Origin of the sequence: Butyricimonas synergistica DSM 23225, from assembly GCF_000379665.1 — a bacterium.
In the GTDB taxonomy this organism is placed as follows: Bacteria; Bacteroidota; Bacteroidia; order Bacteroidales; family Marinifilaceae; genus Butyricimonas; species Butyricimonas synergistica.
Genome location: NZ_KB903369.1, coordinates 113431 through 130769, shown reverse-complemented (window position 1 = coordinate 130769; position 17339 = coordinate 113431). Strand labels below are relative to the sequence as shown.

13 protein-coding genes are annotated in these 17339 nt (G+C 49.3%); all 13 read right to left on the bottom strand.

The genetic code is table 11. The annotated features are described in order from the left end of the window. Positions 1 to 120 precede the first annotated feature (120 nt). On the bottom strand, positions 121 to 1530 hold the full coding sequence (locus A3CY_RS0115960) for a TolC family protein (protein WP_018338940.1): 1410 nt from the start codon (positions 1528 to 1530) through the stop codon (positions 121 to 123). Continuing rightward, positions 1527 to 4658, bottom strand: coding sequence for an efflux RND transporter permease subunit (locus A3CY_RS0115955; protein ID WP_018338939.1), 3132 nt, complete (start codon positions 4656 to 4658; stop codon positions 1527 to 1529). Before A3CY_RS0115955 ends, A3CY_RS0115960 begins: the two co-directional genes overlap by 4 nt. Beyond that, a complete protein-coding gene (locus A3CY_RS0115950) occupies positions 4655 to 5722 on the bottom strand; it encodes an efflux RND transporter periplasmic adaptor subunit (RefSeq protein WP_018338938.1) in 1068 nt (355 codons plus the stop codon). Before A3CY_RS0115950 ends, A3CY_RS0115955 begins: the two co-directional genes overlap by 4 nt. Before the next feature lie 42 nt (positions 5723 to 5764). After that, positions 5765 to 6955 carry an ABC transporter permease gene (locus A3CY_RS0115945; protein ID WP_018338937.1) on the bottom strand — a complete coding sequence of 397 codons (1191 nt, stop codon included), beginning with the start codon at positions 6953 to 6955 and terminating at the stop codon, positions 5765 to 5767. An 84-nt stretch (positions 6956 to 7039) separates the two neighbouring features. Then, positions 7040 to 8212, bottom strand: a complete 1173-nt coding sequence (locus A3CY_RS0115940; RefSeq protein WP_018338936.1) for an ABC transporter permease — start codon at positions 8210 to 8212, stop codon at positions 7040 to 7042. A gap of 9 nt (positions 8213 to 8221) precedes the next feature. Further along, complete coding sequence (locus A3CY_RS0115935; protein ID WP_018338935.1) at positions 8222 to 9211, bottom strand: HlyD family secretion protein; 990 nt, start codon at positions 9209 to 9211, stop codon at positions 8222 to 8224. A 72-nt stretch (positions 9212 to 9283) separates the two neighbouring features. Then, positions 9284 to 10726 (bottom strand): TolC family protein, encoded by a 1443-nt coding sequence (locus A3CY_RS0115930; RefSeq protein ID WP_394330667.1) that lies wholly within the window; start codon positions 10724 to 10726, stop codon positions 9284 to 9286. 75 nt (positions 10727 to 10801) lie between these two features. Continuing rightward, a complete protein-coding gene (locus A3CY_RS0115925; protein WP_018338933.1) occupies positions 10802 to 11404 on the bottom strand; it encodes a TetR/AcrR family transcriptional regulator in 603 nt (200 codons plus the stop codon). Further along, positions 11401 to 12000: a TetR/AcrR family transcriptional regulator gene (locus A3CY_RS0115920; protein WP_018338932.1), complete on the bottom strand. Its 600-nt coding sequence runs from the start codon at positions 11998 to 12000 to the stop codon at positions 11401 to 11403. The genes A3CY_RS0115925 and A3CY_RS0115920 overlap by 4 nt, the downstream gene beginning before the upstream one ends. A gap of 253 nt (positions 12001 to 12253) precedes the next feature. Continuing rightward, complete coding sequence (locus A3CY_RS0115915; protein WP_018338931.1) at positions 12254 to 14896, bottom strand: zinc-dependent metalloprotease; 2643 nt, start codon at positions 14894 to 14896, stop codon at positions 12254 to 12256. An 11-nt stretch (positions 14897 to 14907) separates the two neighbouring features. Beyond that, complete coding sequence (locus tag A3CY_RS0115910) at positions 14908 to 16191, bottom strand: thioredoxin fold domain-containing protein (RefSeq protein WP_018338930.1); 1284 nt, start codon at positions 16189 to 16191, stop codon at positions 14908 to 14910. A gap of 65 nt (positions 16192 to 16256) precedes the next feature. Then, complete coding sequence (locus A3CY_RS0115905) at positions 16257 to 16685, bottom strand: hypothetical protein (protein WP_018338929.1); 429 nt, start codon at positions 16683 to 16685, stop codon at positions 16257 to 16259. Between the two features lie 14 nt (positions 16686 to 16699). Further along, the gene (locus A3CY_RS0115900; RefSeq protein WP_018338928.1) at positions 16700 to 17332 is read right to left on the bottom strand and encodes a fasciclin domain-containing protein; all 633 of its coding nucleotides are present in this window, start codon (positions 17330 to 17332) and stop codon (positions 16700 to 16702) included. Between the last annotated feature and the right edge of the window lie 7 nt (positions 17333 to 17339).

Sequence of the window (17339 nt, the reverse complement as noted above, 5' to 3'; positions counted from 1 at the left end):
AGAGCTGAAATACTTACTATCTTTGGCAAGGACCACCAGCTCCTCCTCTGTTTATAGAGGAGGAGGCAGCATAGCTGACGGAGGAATTTTAGAAGAAAATAGACTTTTGACACCCCTCAGTTACAATCTGCCCGTCGCCTTCAGATACTTCGTTTCGCTCAAACGCAACTCCGCTTTGGCATCGATCCAATCGCTCCACGCCTTTTGCCATTGGGCTTGGGCTTCCAAATAGTTCGTGATCGTTTCCATGCCCACCTCATACTGGTTCTTGCTCACGGTCAAGTTTTCTTCCGCCTGGCACAACGACTTACGGGTCAAAGTTACTCGGGTACAGGCATCCTCGATATTATAACGGGCACGGGCTATTTCGAGCAACATCAGTTGGGTCATTTCCTCCATCTTCAATCGGCTCATCTCCCGTTCAGCCTTCATAGCCTTGATCTTACCCCGACCTTCACCCCAATTGTACAAAGGTATCTTCAACGATGCCATTGCCGTGAAAGAAGAAACATCCGTGGACTTCCCGTTCAAAGAAATACCGCCATGAAAACCGTACGATGCAGAAACCCCTAACTCCGGCAAAAAGTCCGAACGAGTCAGTGCCACTTCCCTACCCTTCAATTCCACCTCTTTCTCCAACAAGTTATACTCGGGACGCCGTTCCAATCCCCCGCTATTATCCAATATACCGGGAGTCACGTTTTCCTGCAAAGAATCGCTTACCATGACCGCTGCATGAAGGTCTATGCCGATCACCCGGCAAAGATTCATACTTGCCAATGCCCTTCCGTTCTCTGCCTTTTGTAACATCAACTCCGCCTCGTTCAGACGTACCTGCGCCTTCAACAAATCATTGCGGGAAGCCATTCCCGTTTCAAAAGCATCCGTCAAATTACGCACCAATTCGGATACAACCGCCTTATATTTCCCGGCAGAAGCAACCAGCTCCACCACTCGCAGATACTGCCAATACGCCTCGTCCGCCTCGGTAATCACTTCGGCACGGCTGTATTCCTCGTTAATCTCCGCCATCTCCTTGCCGATAGATGCCATCCGGTAAGCGGAACGCACCTTTCCTCCCATGTAAATAGGCTGCTCCAACATCAATCCTGCCGAATATACCCCCCGCAATCCTAACTCCAAATCAATGTCCGGCATAAAAGCATACTGATTAAATATCGGATTCCCATCCGGTCCGATTAAAGGTTCTTTCGTCAACGGATTCAATAGCAAATTCGGTTGCAACGTACCGTCCAATTGGGGTACGAAAGTCGGCAAATATCCTCCATCTATCGTGAAGGAAGTCTTCTTCTGCATATACGCGTACAACCCCGTCGCCGATATTTTAGGCAAGAAATTCGCCCGATACGACTTCCAGGCCGCTTCTGCCTTCTCTCCTTGCTTTGCGGCAATTGCCATCTTCTTGCTGCTTTCCAGCGCCATTTCCCGGCACTTCTCCAAATCCAGATGCACTTGCCCGAAAAGTGAAGTGCAAGCACACGACAATAATATAACCAGTATATATTTCATGACTCTTTACCTATTACTTTTTTCTCCTTAAAAAATACCGCGTACAACACGGGAATAAACACCAGCGTGATTACCGTCCCGACCAGCAAACCGCTCATGATCGTGACCGCCATCGATCCGAACATATCATCTCCCAGCAACGGCAACATACCCAAAATCGTTGTCAACGATGCCATCATCACCGGGCGAAAACGCGAAGATGACGAATCGAGTAAAGCCTCCGTCTGGCCCTTGCCGGAAGCGATCTGCAAGCCGATCTCGTCCAACAACACCACCCCGTTCTTTATCATCATGCCGATTAACCCCAAGGCACCGACAATCGCCACGAAGCCAAATTCTTTCCCACTAATCAACATCCCCAGCACAATTCCGATTGCCGCCAAAGGCAAACAACAGAATATAATAATCGGCTTCTTAAAATCCTTGAACAACATAATCAGTATCGCGATCATCAAGATCACCGCCAACGGAATATTGGCAAATAAATAACGCATGGAATCCCCGCTCGCTTTATGTTCTCCCAGCCACTGCATAGCATATCCCTCCGGCAAAACGATCTCATTGATCTTCGGCAGCAACAACGACCGGGCACTCTCCGCCGTGTATCCCGGAGCATTGTTACATTGTGCCCTCATCGCACGCTGCCCGTTATAACGACGCACTACCGGGTCTTCCCACTTCATCGTGATGCCCCGTGTCGCTTGGTTCAACGGGATCGACCCGATAGTTTGTGACAACAAATCCTCGCCAGACGTGGTTCCCATCAACAGACCTTTCAACGTTTCCTCGTTCAAGGCAGCCGTCGACGGCAACATACTCCACACGGGTATATTATCCAGAGCTTCCACTTGCTCGCCCTTACTATCCAAACTCTTCAAATAAATCGGTTTCGCGTGTACCCCCTCGTAATACGAACCGAGAGGCATCCCGTCCGTGGCAGAAAGCATCGACAATCCCACGTCCGAACGGGACAAACCGATCGCCCGGGCAATAGGCTGGTAATAATTCACCATCAACGTCGGCGTCATCGGTTCCCAGTCATTCGTCACCAGCATCACGGCGGACTCATCCCGCATGATCTGTTCCGCCTGTTCCGTCAAGTCTTTCAACACCGCCGGATCGGGTCCCGTGAACATCAACTCGATAGGATACTTCTTGTACATCAAGTTATAACGCTTCATCCGCACGTAAGCATCCGGATAGTTTGCCGTCAGATAATCCTGAAGCTCGTCCATCGTTTCCTTCAACGCCTCCGGGGTCGTGTAATCCACGATCAACTCCCCGTAACTCATCGACGGTTCGGCAATCGACCGTACCAGATTATAACGGGCAGGCGTTCCCCCTATACTCGTCGTCACGTGTGTAATTTCCGGACGCTCCATCAGATATTCCTCAATCTCCGCTAGATCGGATTCCACCCGTTCCACTCTCGTGCCCTCGGGCATCTTGAATTCTATATACAACTGCGTGTAACTTAAATCCGGGAAGAACCCCTGCGGAATATACCGGTACAGAAAAGCCGTTACCGCCAATAATATCACGACTACCCCGATCGCCATCGACTTGTGCCAAAGCATAAAAGCAAGGAATTGCCGGAACAGACGGTAAATCTTACTGTCATACAAATTCTCGCCCTCCTTCTTCCGTTTCACCTTCAACGAGTGATCCGCGTGGATCGGTATATGCGTCAACGCCAATACCCAGCTCAACAACAACGACACCGCCAACACGATAAACAAATCCCGCACGTATTCCCCTGTCGTATCCGGGGAAATAAATATCGGGAAAAACGCCAGTATCGCGATCACCGTGGCTCCCAACAAAGGCATTGCCGTCTTTTTCGCTATATTCGTCAGCGCCGCCGGACGCTTCACCCCTCGTTCCAAATCAACAAGAATCCCGTCGACAATCACGATAGCATTATCCACCAGCATCCCCATCGCCACGATCAAAGACCCTAACGAAACCCGTTGCAACGTACCGTCAAACAAGTAGAGCACCACGAAAGACCCCAACACGATAATCACCAGCCCCGTGCCGATAATCACTCCGCTACGGAATCCCATCGTCAGCATCAACACCAGAATCACGATAATCACCGATTCTATCAAATTCACCATAAACACCCCGATCGCGTCATTTACCCTGTCCGGTTGGAAAAACACCTTGTGAAACTCCACCCCCGTCGGAATCCGAGATTCTTTCAATTGCTGCAACTCCTCATCGACCTTCTTGCCGAGGCTCACGATATTTCCCCCCTTCTCCATCGACACGGCAAGCCCGAAAGCCCGCTTCCCGTCATAGCGCATCTCGTTGCGGGAAGGTTCCTCGTATCCTTCCGTCACGCTGGCAATATCCCGCAAGCGTAATTGATCGTTCTCGTGTCCCTGTATAATCAGATTCCTTATATCCTCGACAGACTGATAGCTATCATTGATCGCTACCCGCAAACGCTGGTCGCCGCTATTAAAATAACCGGGATACACCGTCTTGTTCTGGCTATTCAACGTGGACAATATCTCCATCGGGTGTACCCCCAGGTTTGCCATTTTATCCTGCAACACCTCTATATTGATACACGCCGTCCTATTCCCGTATATCTCCACCCGCCGTACACCTTCCACCTCCTGCAATTCCCGTTTCACCAACTGGGCATAATCCAATAACTCCTCGTCACCGATACCATCCGTCGTTATCGCGTAAAACATCCCGTACACGTCCCCGAAGTCGTCCATCACCACGGAAGCACGCGCCCCGTCCGGCAACTGCGCTTGCGCATTCGTCACCTTACGCCGCAAAATATCCCATTTCTGTTCCAACTCATCCGGTCCCACCGTACTCTCCAACTCCACCGTAATCATGGACAAATCCGCCATCGACTTCGACTCGATGCTACCGATAGCCCCCATCGAACGGATCGACTTCTCCAGCACGTCCGTCACCTCCAACTCCACCTGATGCGCTGAAGCTCCCGGGTAAACGGTCACCACCATAGCCTGTTTTACCTTGATCTCCGGGTCTTCCAACTTACTCATCGAAATGAAAGCAAAAACACCCCCGATCACCAGCACTGCGATGAAAAACTTCACCAGTGCCTTATTATTCAAAGCATATTCCGCGAGATTCATAACAACCCTCCCACGTTCGTCTTCGATACCGGCTTCAACAACTCGACTTCCATCCCCTCCTTCAAGCTATGCACACCCGCCGACACCACAATCTCCCCGGGAGCCAGTCCCTCGGAAACAATCACCTCTCCCGTCCTCAACAATTTATTCAGATGCACGGGACGTTTTCCCACTACCCGTTTCTCCGGATTGTACACCCACACGGAAGCCTGCCCGTTATCCTCGAAAATAGCCGACAGTGGCATAACCACCAATGCATCCATGTTAGGATTATAATCTATCGTCACGTTCACGCTCATTCCCGCCGCTATATCCAATCCCTCCACCGGTCTTAAACGCAACCGCATCCGGTACAACTGATTCAGATTCGCCTTCCGTGTAATCTCTATCAATTCCAGCGGGAACACTTTCCCCGGAAACACGTCTATCGTACAGGAAAACTCCTTAAACTGATCCTGCCGCACGAAATCACTCGACGGAATATCAATCTCCACGTCAAAATAATGACTGTTAATCATCGATACCACCGGATAACCCGCTGCCACCGTTTCATGCGCATCGTAATATTTATTCTGCACGTACCCGTCAAAAGGAGCCGTCAACCGCGTATCCTCCAATGCGTTTTTATGCGCGTTATACTTCGCCGTAATCTGATTAATTCCCGACACCGCCTTATCGTAGTCATTCACCGGAACGCTTCCCCGCCGATACAACTCGATCACCCGTCCGGCTTCCTCTTTCACCTGCTTGTACTCCGCCTCTGTCGCCGACAACTGTATCTCGTAATCCCTCGGGTCTATCCGAGCCAACAACTGACCTTTCTTCACGAAAGCCCCCACTTCCGGCAGCACCTCCTTGATCGGTCCCGCCACCCGGAAAGCCAACTTCACCTCCGAAGCCGCCTTCACCTTGCCGGGGTAAATAATAGACAACTCTCCCTGATAATCTTTTACCGTATCAGCTTTCACCGTCGCCCTCGTACGCTCTTGTCCGGATTTATTACTCCCGCAAGCACACAATAACAAAACTATTCCTAGTAAAGGAAGCACTACACCTTTCATCATCTTTTCATTTAAATGTTCAGATTCAGTCTTCTTTAGTCCCTGTTACGAAATTACTAAATCTTTTTTATTTTTCAGCTTTCTATACTCTATTTTATACAACAAACATGCCACAATGAAATATACCAGCGCTAAAATCCACAATCCCCAAAACTCCGGCAACACCTCCGACAACGTGGCTCCCGTGTTATTCATCTTCACGAAACCATCAATCCCGTACGACGAGGGAAACAACTTACTGAACCACACCCAATACTCGGGAATAGCCGACTTCGGCCATGATATTCCCGATATAAACATCAACGGCACCGACGTGAACACGAATATCAAGAACGGCATCTCCCGTTCCCGGCTCAAGAACGACATCGCTATCGCGAAGAACGCACACGCCAGCAAAAACGGGAACAAAAACAGCATCAACTCCCCCCGCTCCCCGATCTGCGTCATCCCGAACAACCGGGGCACGATAAAGAATACCCAATACCCCATCACAAAATAAATAGGCAGATAAGCGAACGCCTTACCCAACACCACCCGTACCGGGCGACAGAAATGACACCCCACGGGTAACCGGCTTCCCTTGCGCCGCCTGTCCCGTTCGGTTCCGGCTATCGTCCCCACGCCCAACAACAACGACTGCTGAATCACCAGAATCAATACCGCCGGGATAAGAAAAGAAGTAAAACCACCCTGCGGGTTAAACATTTTCACGTCTTGAATCTTCACGGGCGACGCCTTAATTTCCTCCGTGATCTTCGTGGCATACTCCATACCCCGAATCTGTATATCTTTACTCATCTGCAACGCTACGTCCGTTCCCGTCATCAGCAAAGCCTTGTAATTCAGCAATGCACCCATATCACAGAACAACGACACGTGCGCCTGCTCCCCCAGAGCAATATTTCGGCTAAAATTCTCCGGAATCTCCAGAATCCCGTAAATATCCTTCTTGTACATCAGCATCTTCGCCTCCTCCATATCCGCACAACGGGCTACCACATCCACGCTCGCCGTCGCATCCCAGTTCCGTACAAACTCCCGGCTCGCCGACGATTGGGAGTGATCGACCACGGCAACCGGCACCTCATGTGCCACCTCGTTGCTGTAAATAAACGTGTACACGACCGGATAAGCCAACGTCAACGCCAAAAAGAAAGTCAACACGGCATGATCCCGGAATACCGAATAAAACTCCCGCTTGAAAACGTAATATATGTCAGTCCAAAAAAACATCATCTCATTTTAGATTTTAAATTCCAACCTGCAACTTGCCGCAGACAAATTCAACTTGAAACCTGCAACCCGTAAACCGCAAGCGGTTTACGGCAAATATTTAAACTCCAACAAATCCTGCTTCAGCTTCGGCAAAATAAACAGAGGCAAAAACAGGAAAACGATCAATGCCGCGTAATTCAACCACGAATAAATCAGCGGGATACCATTCAACGCCTGATCCACGTATATCAAAAAATAATGACGCATCTGGAACAGGTTCGAGGCAATCTGTGCCAACTCCGGCATCGAGCGCACCGGATACGTGAAACCGCAAATCGAAAACGACAACACTCCCCACAAAGCACATACACTCAACGCGATCCTACTTCGCCGGCTAATTCCCGTCACGAACAACGCAAAACACTGCGAAGAAAGGATCATCAGCACCATCGCCAAGAACATCGGGAAGAAACCACTATTCAACGGGAAATGCGCGTACCCGTAAAGCAAGGAAAGGTACAACATTCCCATCGCAGTGAAAACAATCGCCTGCGGAGCCAATTTTCCCAATAATGCCACAACAATAGAATTATTGCCGACACGCAACCATTCCTTCGAAGTCTTCCGCTTGATCTCATCGCTGATACTGTACACCGTGGTGAACATCACGAACATACACAAAAAAGCGGGTAACAAAAAATTCGCCAGATAAATAGAGTAACTCAACCACGGGTTATTCAACGGGTGAGTATCCAACACCACCGGCATCAGCTTCGCCGCCAACACGGGTTGGTTCTCCCCCCTCGCCAACAGCAATGTCTGCTGCACCGCCCCGTTCGCCAAATTCGCCTGCATACGCATATCCTTGTATAACAACGACCCCGCTAAAAAATAAGTATCATTCGTGTAGAACGACAACACGGGTTCACTCCCCGTCGAGGCATCCCTCCGAAAATCTGCCGGAATATAAAATATCCCGTACACCTCACCCCGCTGCAAAGCCTCCCTCGCCTCGCTGAAATTCGCCGTCCGCATCACCACATCCGTTTGGGCAAAGGCATTCAACGAACGTACCAGCGAACGGGAAGTCGTCGTGTTATCCTCGTCCACCACCGCCACGGGCAACTTCTTCGGCAGCCCGTCTTTCAACAAATCCATGAAAAACAAGAAACAGAACAGCGGGGCAAATACCATCACGAACCAGTAAATCCGCCGCCCCGCCAGCATCCGAATCTCCCGCTTCATCAGCGCCCCCACCGCTTTTATATTTTCACGCATATATTAATTTTAGATTTTCTTCAGAACACTCATCCCCGGTCTTAGCCCTTCCACTTTCTCCGTCGGCACAGCCTTCACCTCAAAAGTCTTCACGTCATATTGTCCGGTCGTCTTCGTCGCCCTCCAAGCGGCATAAGTACCCATATTCTTCAGGTAAGTCACCTTCAAGGACACCTCCTTATTCCCCAATGCCGGGATATACCCCTTGAACTCCGTCCCCATCTTCAAATCCCCCAACAAATCCTCCCTCACGTTAAACACAACCCACATATCCTCCAAGTCCAGCACATTCATCACCGGGGAACCCGTCCCAACCAACTCGCCCACCTTCGGGTAACGTTCCGAAATCTCCCCGTCTATCGGCGAAATCAAGAAAGTTTCCTTGATATAAGAACTCACTTCTTCCACCGCCCCTTTAGCCCGGCTCACTTGAGCCTCGGCAGCCTCCTTATCCTCTTTCTCCGCCCCGTTACGAGCCATTTCGTACTGGGCTTTTGCCGCCTGCTCGGTCGCCAGCATCGCTTTATAATTTGCCTCTGCCTCATCCCGCTTCTGCGCGGACATCACCTCGCCCTCGTACAACTTCTGCACCCGCTCGTACGATTTCTTGGCAACATCAAGTGCCGCCTGAGCTTTTTTCCACGTCTGGAAAGCCATCGTCTTCTGTTCCTCCCGCGCACCCTTCTGAGCCTTATTACTTAGAGCCTGAGCCGCCTCTTCCGCCGCCTGAGCCTGATTATACTTCGCCATCACTTCCGGGCTGTCCAAAATGGCAACCGTGTCGCCTCTCTTCACCCGATCCCCCTCGTTCACGAGGAACTTCTCTATTCTTCCCGGCACCTTACCGGAAATCCGCACTTCCGTAGCCTCCGCTTCCCCTTGTATCACCTCCGGCACCGGCTCCCAAAATATAAATCCAAAAACAGCCACCAAAAATACGATGACGACAATCCCCGTAAACATCAATACCTTTCCGCTAACCTTCTTTTCCTCTTTCATAACCTTTTTATATAATAATCACTATACCATCAATCATCCAATCCCTGAATTTCTCAATCTAAAATCACTAAATCATAAATCTAAAATTCCATACGCTTTTTCCAGATAAACCTTACACAACCTTGCCTCGATCCGCGTGTCTATCAATTCCGAGTTCGCCGTCAGCCAAGCCGTTTGCGCTTCCAACACGTTCAACACGGGAATCGTCCCCTCCCGAAAACCCAGATCGGCAAACTTCAAGTTCTCCTCCGCGCGTTCCAAATTCTTCTCCGCCATCGCCAACTTCTTTGCCACCTCTTTCATCTTAAACTCCGCTTGATGCACCTGCAACTCGATCTGCTCCTTCGCCTCCTCCAACCTGTAATTCATGGCATTCGTCTGAGCCTTCGCGTTCCGCAGGCTCTTGCGAGAAGCCCCCCAGTGGAAAACCGGGGCTTTTATCCCCACGCCCACGCTCCACATACCCTCGAACTTGGTACTGATCCCATCAAAGAAAGAGGGCGTCATACTCATATAATTAGCCGTCAACGCCACGGTAGGCAAATACTCGGACAAAGCCAACTTCTCCTTTTTCTTGTATATATCCGCAGCCAGTTGCAGGCTCGCCACCTCCGGGCGACGGCTATACACTTGGTCAAGCGTCTCCTCGGGCACCTCCTCCACCTCCGTGTCGGTCATTTCTTCCTTCAACGTCACAATCGTATCCGTCGGCAACCCGCAAATCTGGTTCAGCAGCATCCGGGACAAACTCAACCCGTTATCCACCTTCGTCTGCACCATCTCCCCCTCGTTCAACTTCACTCGCACGGAAAGCACGTCCGCCTTCGTCGCCACTCCCGTCGTGTGCATCAACTCCACGTCCTTCACGAACTTCTGCAACGTCTCCACGTACTTGTCCGCCAACTTCTTCCGGTTCACCAATGAAACAATCTGCCAGTAAGCCTCGTCCGTCGCGAGGATCACGTTCTGCACTTCCCCCGAGCGCTTGCTCTTTGCCAACTGCTCCGACAACCCGGCTATCTGATTATAGGCACGAATCTTTCCCCCCATGTACACCGGTTGCGTCAACCCCACCTGCACCACCCCGACATTCCTGGCATCCACCGTCATCGCCTCCTTCGGCAGAAGGGCAACTTTATCCGGAACATATTGACCATTTACAACAAGAGGTTTTCCATCCGTTCCGACTTTCAAATCTGGTGTAAACTTTCCATCCGCTCCAAAAGATCCCACGGGCAAATACGCATTCTCCGACAAAAGATTAATTTCTTTTTGATTACGCAAGTACACCCCCATAGCATCAATACCCGGCAAATACTTCGTGAACGCCTCGGCTTTTTGAGCCTCGCTTGCCTTCACCTCCTCGTCTGCAATTTTCAGTTTCTTGTTATTCTCTATCGCCAAGCGTCGGCAATCCTCCAGGCTCAACGCTTTTTGCGCATTCACGGACAACGTAAAACACAGAAAAACAACACTCCAACCTATTCCCGATTTACATACTGTAAACATTTTCATTACCTTATCGTTTTTATTTTCCTTTTTCAATTCTCTCTATTTTTATACTTTTCGGTATGTTTCTCTATACAAATCTTAGTGCACTTTCACGAGCGAATAAAGTTGCTCGTACTGGTAACGCACGGAAGATAAAGCGTAAGCAATATCTTGATGCATGACCACGTAATTAATCAACCCAATGCTAATATTCAGCAAATTCTTTGCCAAAATAGACGTATCCACATCATCCCGAATCTCTTTATTTCTCTTCGCCCCCAAAATCACCTCTTCCAACTTCGACATCCACGAAGCCTTCGTGTTCCCCACCATCTGCTTGAACTCCGGGTAAAGCGAGATCACCTCCACCATCAACGACAAGCACAAAATCTCCGGAATATCACTATCGAACCGCTTCGCCCCGTAATTCTCGATCTCCATCAAATTATGAATCGTCAAGTCGATAAACTCCCGCAAGGAATGTACCCGGCTGATCTCCTCCGCCCTCCGGCAATTCAACATCCGGTAATACCTCGTGACGCCCTCCTTCAACACTTCCTCCTTGTTCAGAAAATGATAATAAAAGGTACCTTTCGTCATCCCCACGGCTTTTTCCAAATCCGTGAGCGTAACCGCTTTATATCCCTTTTTCAGGAACAACAAAAACGACTTCTCGATGATAGTATCCCTTGTTCCGCTCATTTCTTTATCAACATATAATACTGTTCAAACTGCATCCGCATATCGGAAAAAATGTACTGGAAATTCGGGTCGTCAAACTCAATATTCAACATACTGCTCGACACCGATATCAGATTACGGGCAAGCGCCGAGGTATCCAACGTTTCCCGTATCTCCCCGCTCTGCTTCGCCTTCAGAATCACGTGTTCCCAACGAGTTAACCGCATTTTCGACAACGTGTAAATCCGTTCCCGGAAACCGGGAAACAACGGTGCCACCTCCAACACCAGCTGGAAAAACAACACTTCCAAAACAAAACACCCGAATAATTTCTGCGACAAATCGGCTCCTTCCTCCTTGTTTCGGATCACCAGATCGATATACTCCCGCAACGACGCCACCCGCTCCACATCCTCGTCCGTCTCTTCCCGCATCACACTGAAATAACGCTCGATACCCGCTTCCAGTATCTCCTGCTTATCCTTGAAATAATAATAGAACGCCCCCTTCGTCAGTCCCGTAGCCTGCTCCAAATCCTTCAAAGACGTGGCTTTATACCCCCGGTTCAAAAACTGGAGAAACGACTTCTTTACTATTTCATCCCGAAGTTCAACCATAAACCCATTTGTTATTCTCTCGCAAAGATAGAGATAAAAACCGAAATATAACTATCGTACGTTAAAAGTGCATAAACAGTTACCGACATCAAAAGATTCTGTCACCTACAAAACATGGTAGAACACCATCTTATTTAATAAGCAGGGGTAAACCTACAAAAGATCTGGTAGAAATAAATGCCTTTTGTTTCCCCTTCATTTGAAAAGAAGGTAAACAAAAGGCATACATAGCTAAAAATGATTATATAACTGGTTATTCCATTCTATGCAATGATTTTATTTGATACAAAATGGATTGATAATGTGCCCGATCCGAAGGATTCGCCGTTCTCAACCGCCCCTCGATCAACTTCCGTATCTTATCGAACATATCCATAATATATGCGAACGACTCGTCTATCGGCTCCACGTTCACCCTCTTTTGCCAACCGTAAGGGTCTACACCGATAGCGTTATGCAACAGCAACCTCTCCGTCACGAATTCCGACCCGTACTCCCTCTCGAACTCGACCAAACGCTCCCGGAAACGCCGCACGAAACCACTCCCGTCCAGACCGGACTCGATAACTTCATCCACGCTCATCGTCATCATGCCACTTTCCGTCGCCCCGGTCAACGCCCTGCCATCCTGACGCATCACACCTCTCGCCTTCTCCAAATTCATCGACACGCACAACCGCTGCAAAGCCTTCTCCCCTTCCGTCAACTTTCCTCCCCGGGCAACAGCAACCCAAATACCCGTGTAAATATCATCGTAATAATCTTTCACCGTGTAAGGCTTCTCTGTCAAATGAGAAGAGAACGTCACGAAAGGCGCACGCCCGAACAGCATCCTGCCTGCCACCCCTCTCAACAACGACGAATACTTCAGCGACAACCTCTTCTTGCTCAACTCCTGCTCGTCCAACCAACCGCTCCCTTGCAATTCCCGGATAGCCCACAACATCGAATTCCGTTGCACCTCCCGGGGCAATGACCGGTAACGCTCATCCGCAACACCCTCCTTCACCGTTTGCAAATCAACACCTCCCACCTGATGCAACACGTTAGCGATATAACCGAAATACTGGTTCACGATCTGGAAATACAAATCCATCCGGTACTCCGAAAACTCGTCTTTCTCCACCCACGTGTTCACGTTAGGCAGGATATACTTCAAATTCTTAATCCCGTAATCACCGGCTTTTATCGGGTCATCTCCTAAATCTTCCGACAACGCTCCCGGATCATAAGTCACAAACATCTGCTGTTGCCCGTAACAGTACATCGGGTCGCCAGCCTTCTCGTCCACCCACTCCCGCACGAACTCAGCCTCCTCCTCCACAGTCTTCTTTCCCGCCACCGGGGAATATAGCCATTTGATGACATACTCATCATAAACCCCAATCTCCGGCGGAGTCAACTTCACCCCTTCATCCCCGGGTTGCGCCACGTAATTAAAACGAGCGTAATCCATGATCGAGGGCGTCGTCCCGTACTTTCGCGTAAAACTTGCAGAACGCAACGAATCCACCGGGAAGGCATGTGAAGCCTTCATGTTGTGCATCAGTCCCAGCGTGTGCCCGATCTCGTGAGCCACCAGGTAAGCCAAAGCCTCCTCCAACCGCTTGCCCGACAACACTCCCGACCGAACCGAATCATCCACTTGTGCCGTTTGCACGAACATCCATTGCGTTGCCAACTTCACCGCGTCATTATAAATAATCACCGAAGCATTCACAATTTCCCCCGTGGTAGGATCCACCCACGAAGGTCCCATGGCATTCTCTATCCCCACGGGACAATACCGGATACAGGAATATTTCAAATTATCCGGATCGAATTCCGGGTCATCCAACGGAAAATCACTCACACGGACGGCATTCTTGAAACCGATCTGCTCAAACGCCTTATTCCAGCGCAACACCCCCTCCTTCAACGGCTTCTTCCAAGCCTCGGGGAACGTGTTGTCCAGATAATACACGATCGGCTTTTTCGGCTCCACCAGTTCACCTCGCTCCCATGCCTCCATGTTGCGAGGCTCCAAGCGCCAACGGTTCGCGTAAGAATAATACTTCGCCCCCCTCTCGGAAGACATCTCCTGCTTCCCCGTCAAGAACACCCCGACCCGGGGATCCGAGATTCTCGGCTTCATCTTCTTTTCGGGCAACAACAGCACGCTTTTCACCGAATTTACCGTCACATCCCCCAGCCCGATAAACGTTTCTCCATACTTCAACGCACAAGCATACGTTTCCTTCATCTCGATAGAAACATTATCGTCAAAAGCCTTGATCGCACCGATAGACGACAAATTCTTCTTCAACTCTCCCACGAGCGGCAATCCTTCAAAATACCCCCCTATCGGCGACAACCGGGTATTCTTCTCCGTGAAAAACTCCGTCACCTCGAACACAACAGTAGAACGGTCCGTGTTGTAAGTCACCACCTTCATCTTCTGCTGCTTGACATCCATAAAGCTATTCTCTGCCGCCTTCTCCAGATGCTTCTCTCCCTCCCCGTGAGTCACGTAAGTATTCCGTTCGCACATGAAAACCGTGCTATCCTCCAGCACAAACCGCACGTGCATCGGAGTCCTCACCTTGTACCCCACGTTCACGAGCAACGGCTCACTCGTGGCGGCAGCCGTGTTGGCTATCAACAAATCCCGCCCCATGTATTTCAACGGGTACTCGAAATAAATCTTATCCCCAAGCCTATGCACCGTGATAAACCATCCCTTTACCGACCGCAACCCTTCCGCTTCAAGGAATACCTCGTATTTAGACTTCTCCGAAGCCACGGTTTCCGTCTTCGCGTTCTTCTTCTTTTTACCCCAAGCATAAACGTCCGAAGCGTTCAGTACACACAAAAACAGCATCCCGAACAACAACCACCTGTTCACATTTCCTCTCATACCCGCAACTTTTAATTTCCTCCATTCAAGGAAGCGACCTTCTGTTTCAAAAATGCTTGCAATTCCGCATTTTTCGACTGCATACTGATAATATAGGCTTGATTATAGCAAGCTTTAGCGTTTTCCCTGTCGCCCGCGGCAAGGAAACAATCCCCTTTCGTCATGGGAACCCACAACTTCATCCCGGCATCAAGATCCCGTTGCGCCCCGATCACGTCTATCCAAGCCATGCACACCTTAAAAGTCTTTTCCGTGAATTTCTTGCCTGTCGCCTTTCCCAAATCAATAACCGCGTTGTACAAATCCTGCCATCTCAATTTATCCCCCAACACTTTAAAGTACTCGTTTTTAACATCCACGTAAGCATCCTGATCCTTCTTCCCGTGAAGCCAGTAATCCGCATCCGCCTGGTAACGCATCACGGTATCCATGCCCACGAAACTCTTCACCGTGGCATACGCCCGGGCTAGATCGCCGCCAACGCGCTCCACGGCTTCCATGTAAGCCTCGTTGCCGGAATACGTCAGGCGCCCGATAAGCTCCATGTTCCGATCCACCAAAAAGCCGGCAACTTCCTCTTCTGAAATGATTTCCGAAAAACGGTCGTAATTTTCCAAAACAAACTCGAATATCGGGTCAAACAACTTCGCCTCATCCAAATAAGACGTCAATATCTTGAAATCCTTCGCGTTCACCATGTCGCCCATATCTTTATCACTCACGTACCTCTGCAACAGAGCCTTCACCTCCCCCGTCCAACTGTCCAACGTTTCTCCCTGCAATACCGGCAGAAAAGACAAAGCCTCCAGCAAAGCCGTCTGCATGGACTCCAAAGAATAATCGCTAGCTGTCACTGCACCGAACAAATCTTCCAACGAAGGACTCTCGTGCAACATCACCCGCCCGATATGCTCGAATACCTCTTTCGGGATATCCCCCACGATCCGGTAAGCCTCCTTGCCGGTTTCATTCAACCAGATCACCAACGGCACTTCCGTCACCCGGTATTTTTGAATCAATGCCGTGTTCTTCTTATCGGCTTCCACCTGTATATTCATAAAGCGTTTGTTATACAAGGCGCCTAACGTATCGTTCGCAAACACACCATTTTCCAGCAGAGTACAAGGTTCCGCGTCTTTCAATCGGAAATACAACAACGTCGGCAATTTGCCTTCCCGGGCTTCCGCCTCGGCTTTCTCGAACTTGCCCTTGTAAAAAGCCACCCCTTGAGCCTTCACGTCATTCATGACAACGTTCGCCACGAACACCGAAAACAATATAAATAATTTCCACATAGACTTATGAACATTATAAACCAGAGGATGTGTCAAAACACATCCTCTTCAACTAAAACACAATATTACTCGATTACCTTAAAAGTATAAACATTCTCTATCACCCGGCTATACCCGTCATTCGACAAGCGAAGCGACACGGTATAAAATCCCGGTCGAGCGTTATTCTCCAAAGGATACATCATAACGCCACCACCCTTCACCACCAATTCCTTTTTGAATGTAGCCGCAGCTTCCTCTCCCAAGTTTGAAGTCACAGACTCCAATTGGAAATAAATTGGTTGCGTTCCCTCGTATCCTTGCAAGCCCAAGGTTACCCAATATGAATTGTCCTTCATCCGGAAAGAATCCAAATCCCAAATCGGATTTTTGCGAATAATCGACGTGTCCGGGTCATACGAGGCATTCTCCACGTTCAAATATCCCACGGTCGTTTCGTGGCAAGCACAAACGGCAAGCATCAATACAGCAGCCCACAATATTATATGTTTCATAAACTATTCATTTTTTATTTTTCTTCTTGACCAAGTGTAAACCAATACTCGAGTGCATGCACCACTCCGTTGTCCTGTTCCATATCACCGGAAGAAATATCAAACTCCCGGCTCACTTTTTTGAAATACACGAAAATCGGTCTCGCCCCATTCTCTACAATTCCACCTTTTTCATCTACCCAAGTACGCACCCAAAGCTCCGTGCCTCCCAGAGTAGGAAACGTGATACCACCCGTTCCGATAGAACCGAAATCTCCCGGTTCCCCGATAGGGAAATCAGTTCTGAAATGCTTCCCGTCCACCACGTGTTGCAACAAGATGGATTTACACCACTCTGCGTCCAAATCCCTCACTTGCTTGATGTCATTTTGCAACAAATAACGCCGTATCGAGTGATTGGTCATCCCGAAAAAAGTTATTTCCGGATGCTTTTCATCCTTCCCCTCGAACAACTTCACCATATCTTCACCCGCGTGACGAATCATGATTGCCGTCGAGTCCCAATCGTAGTGATGTGCCTCCAGATACTCTAAAGTACTCCCGTCAAAACGTCCCTTGCTGTTGCCCGTGCTAATGAAATTGTCTTTCGTGCAACCGATAGAAAGTAGCAATAATGCGGTTACTATTATCAAATATGCTTTTTTCATCTTTTTC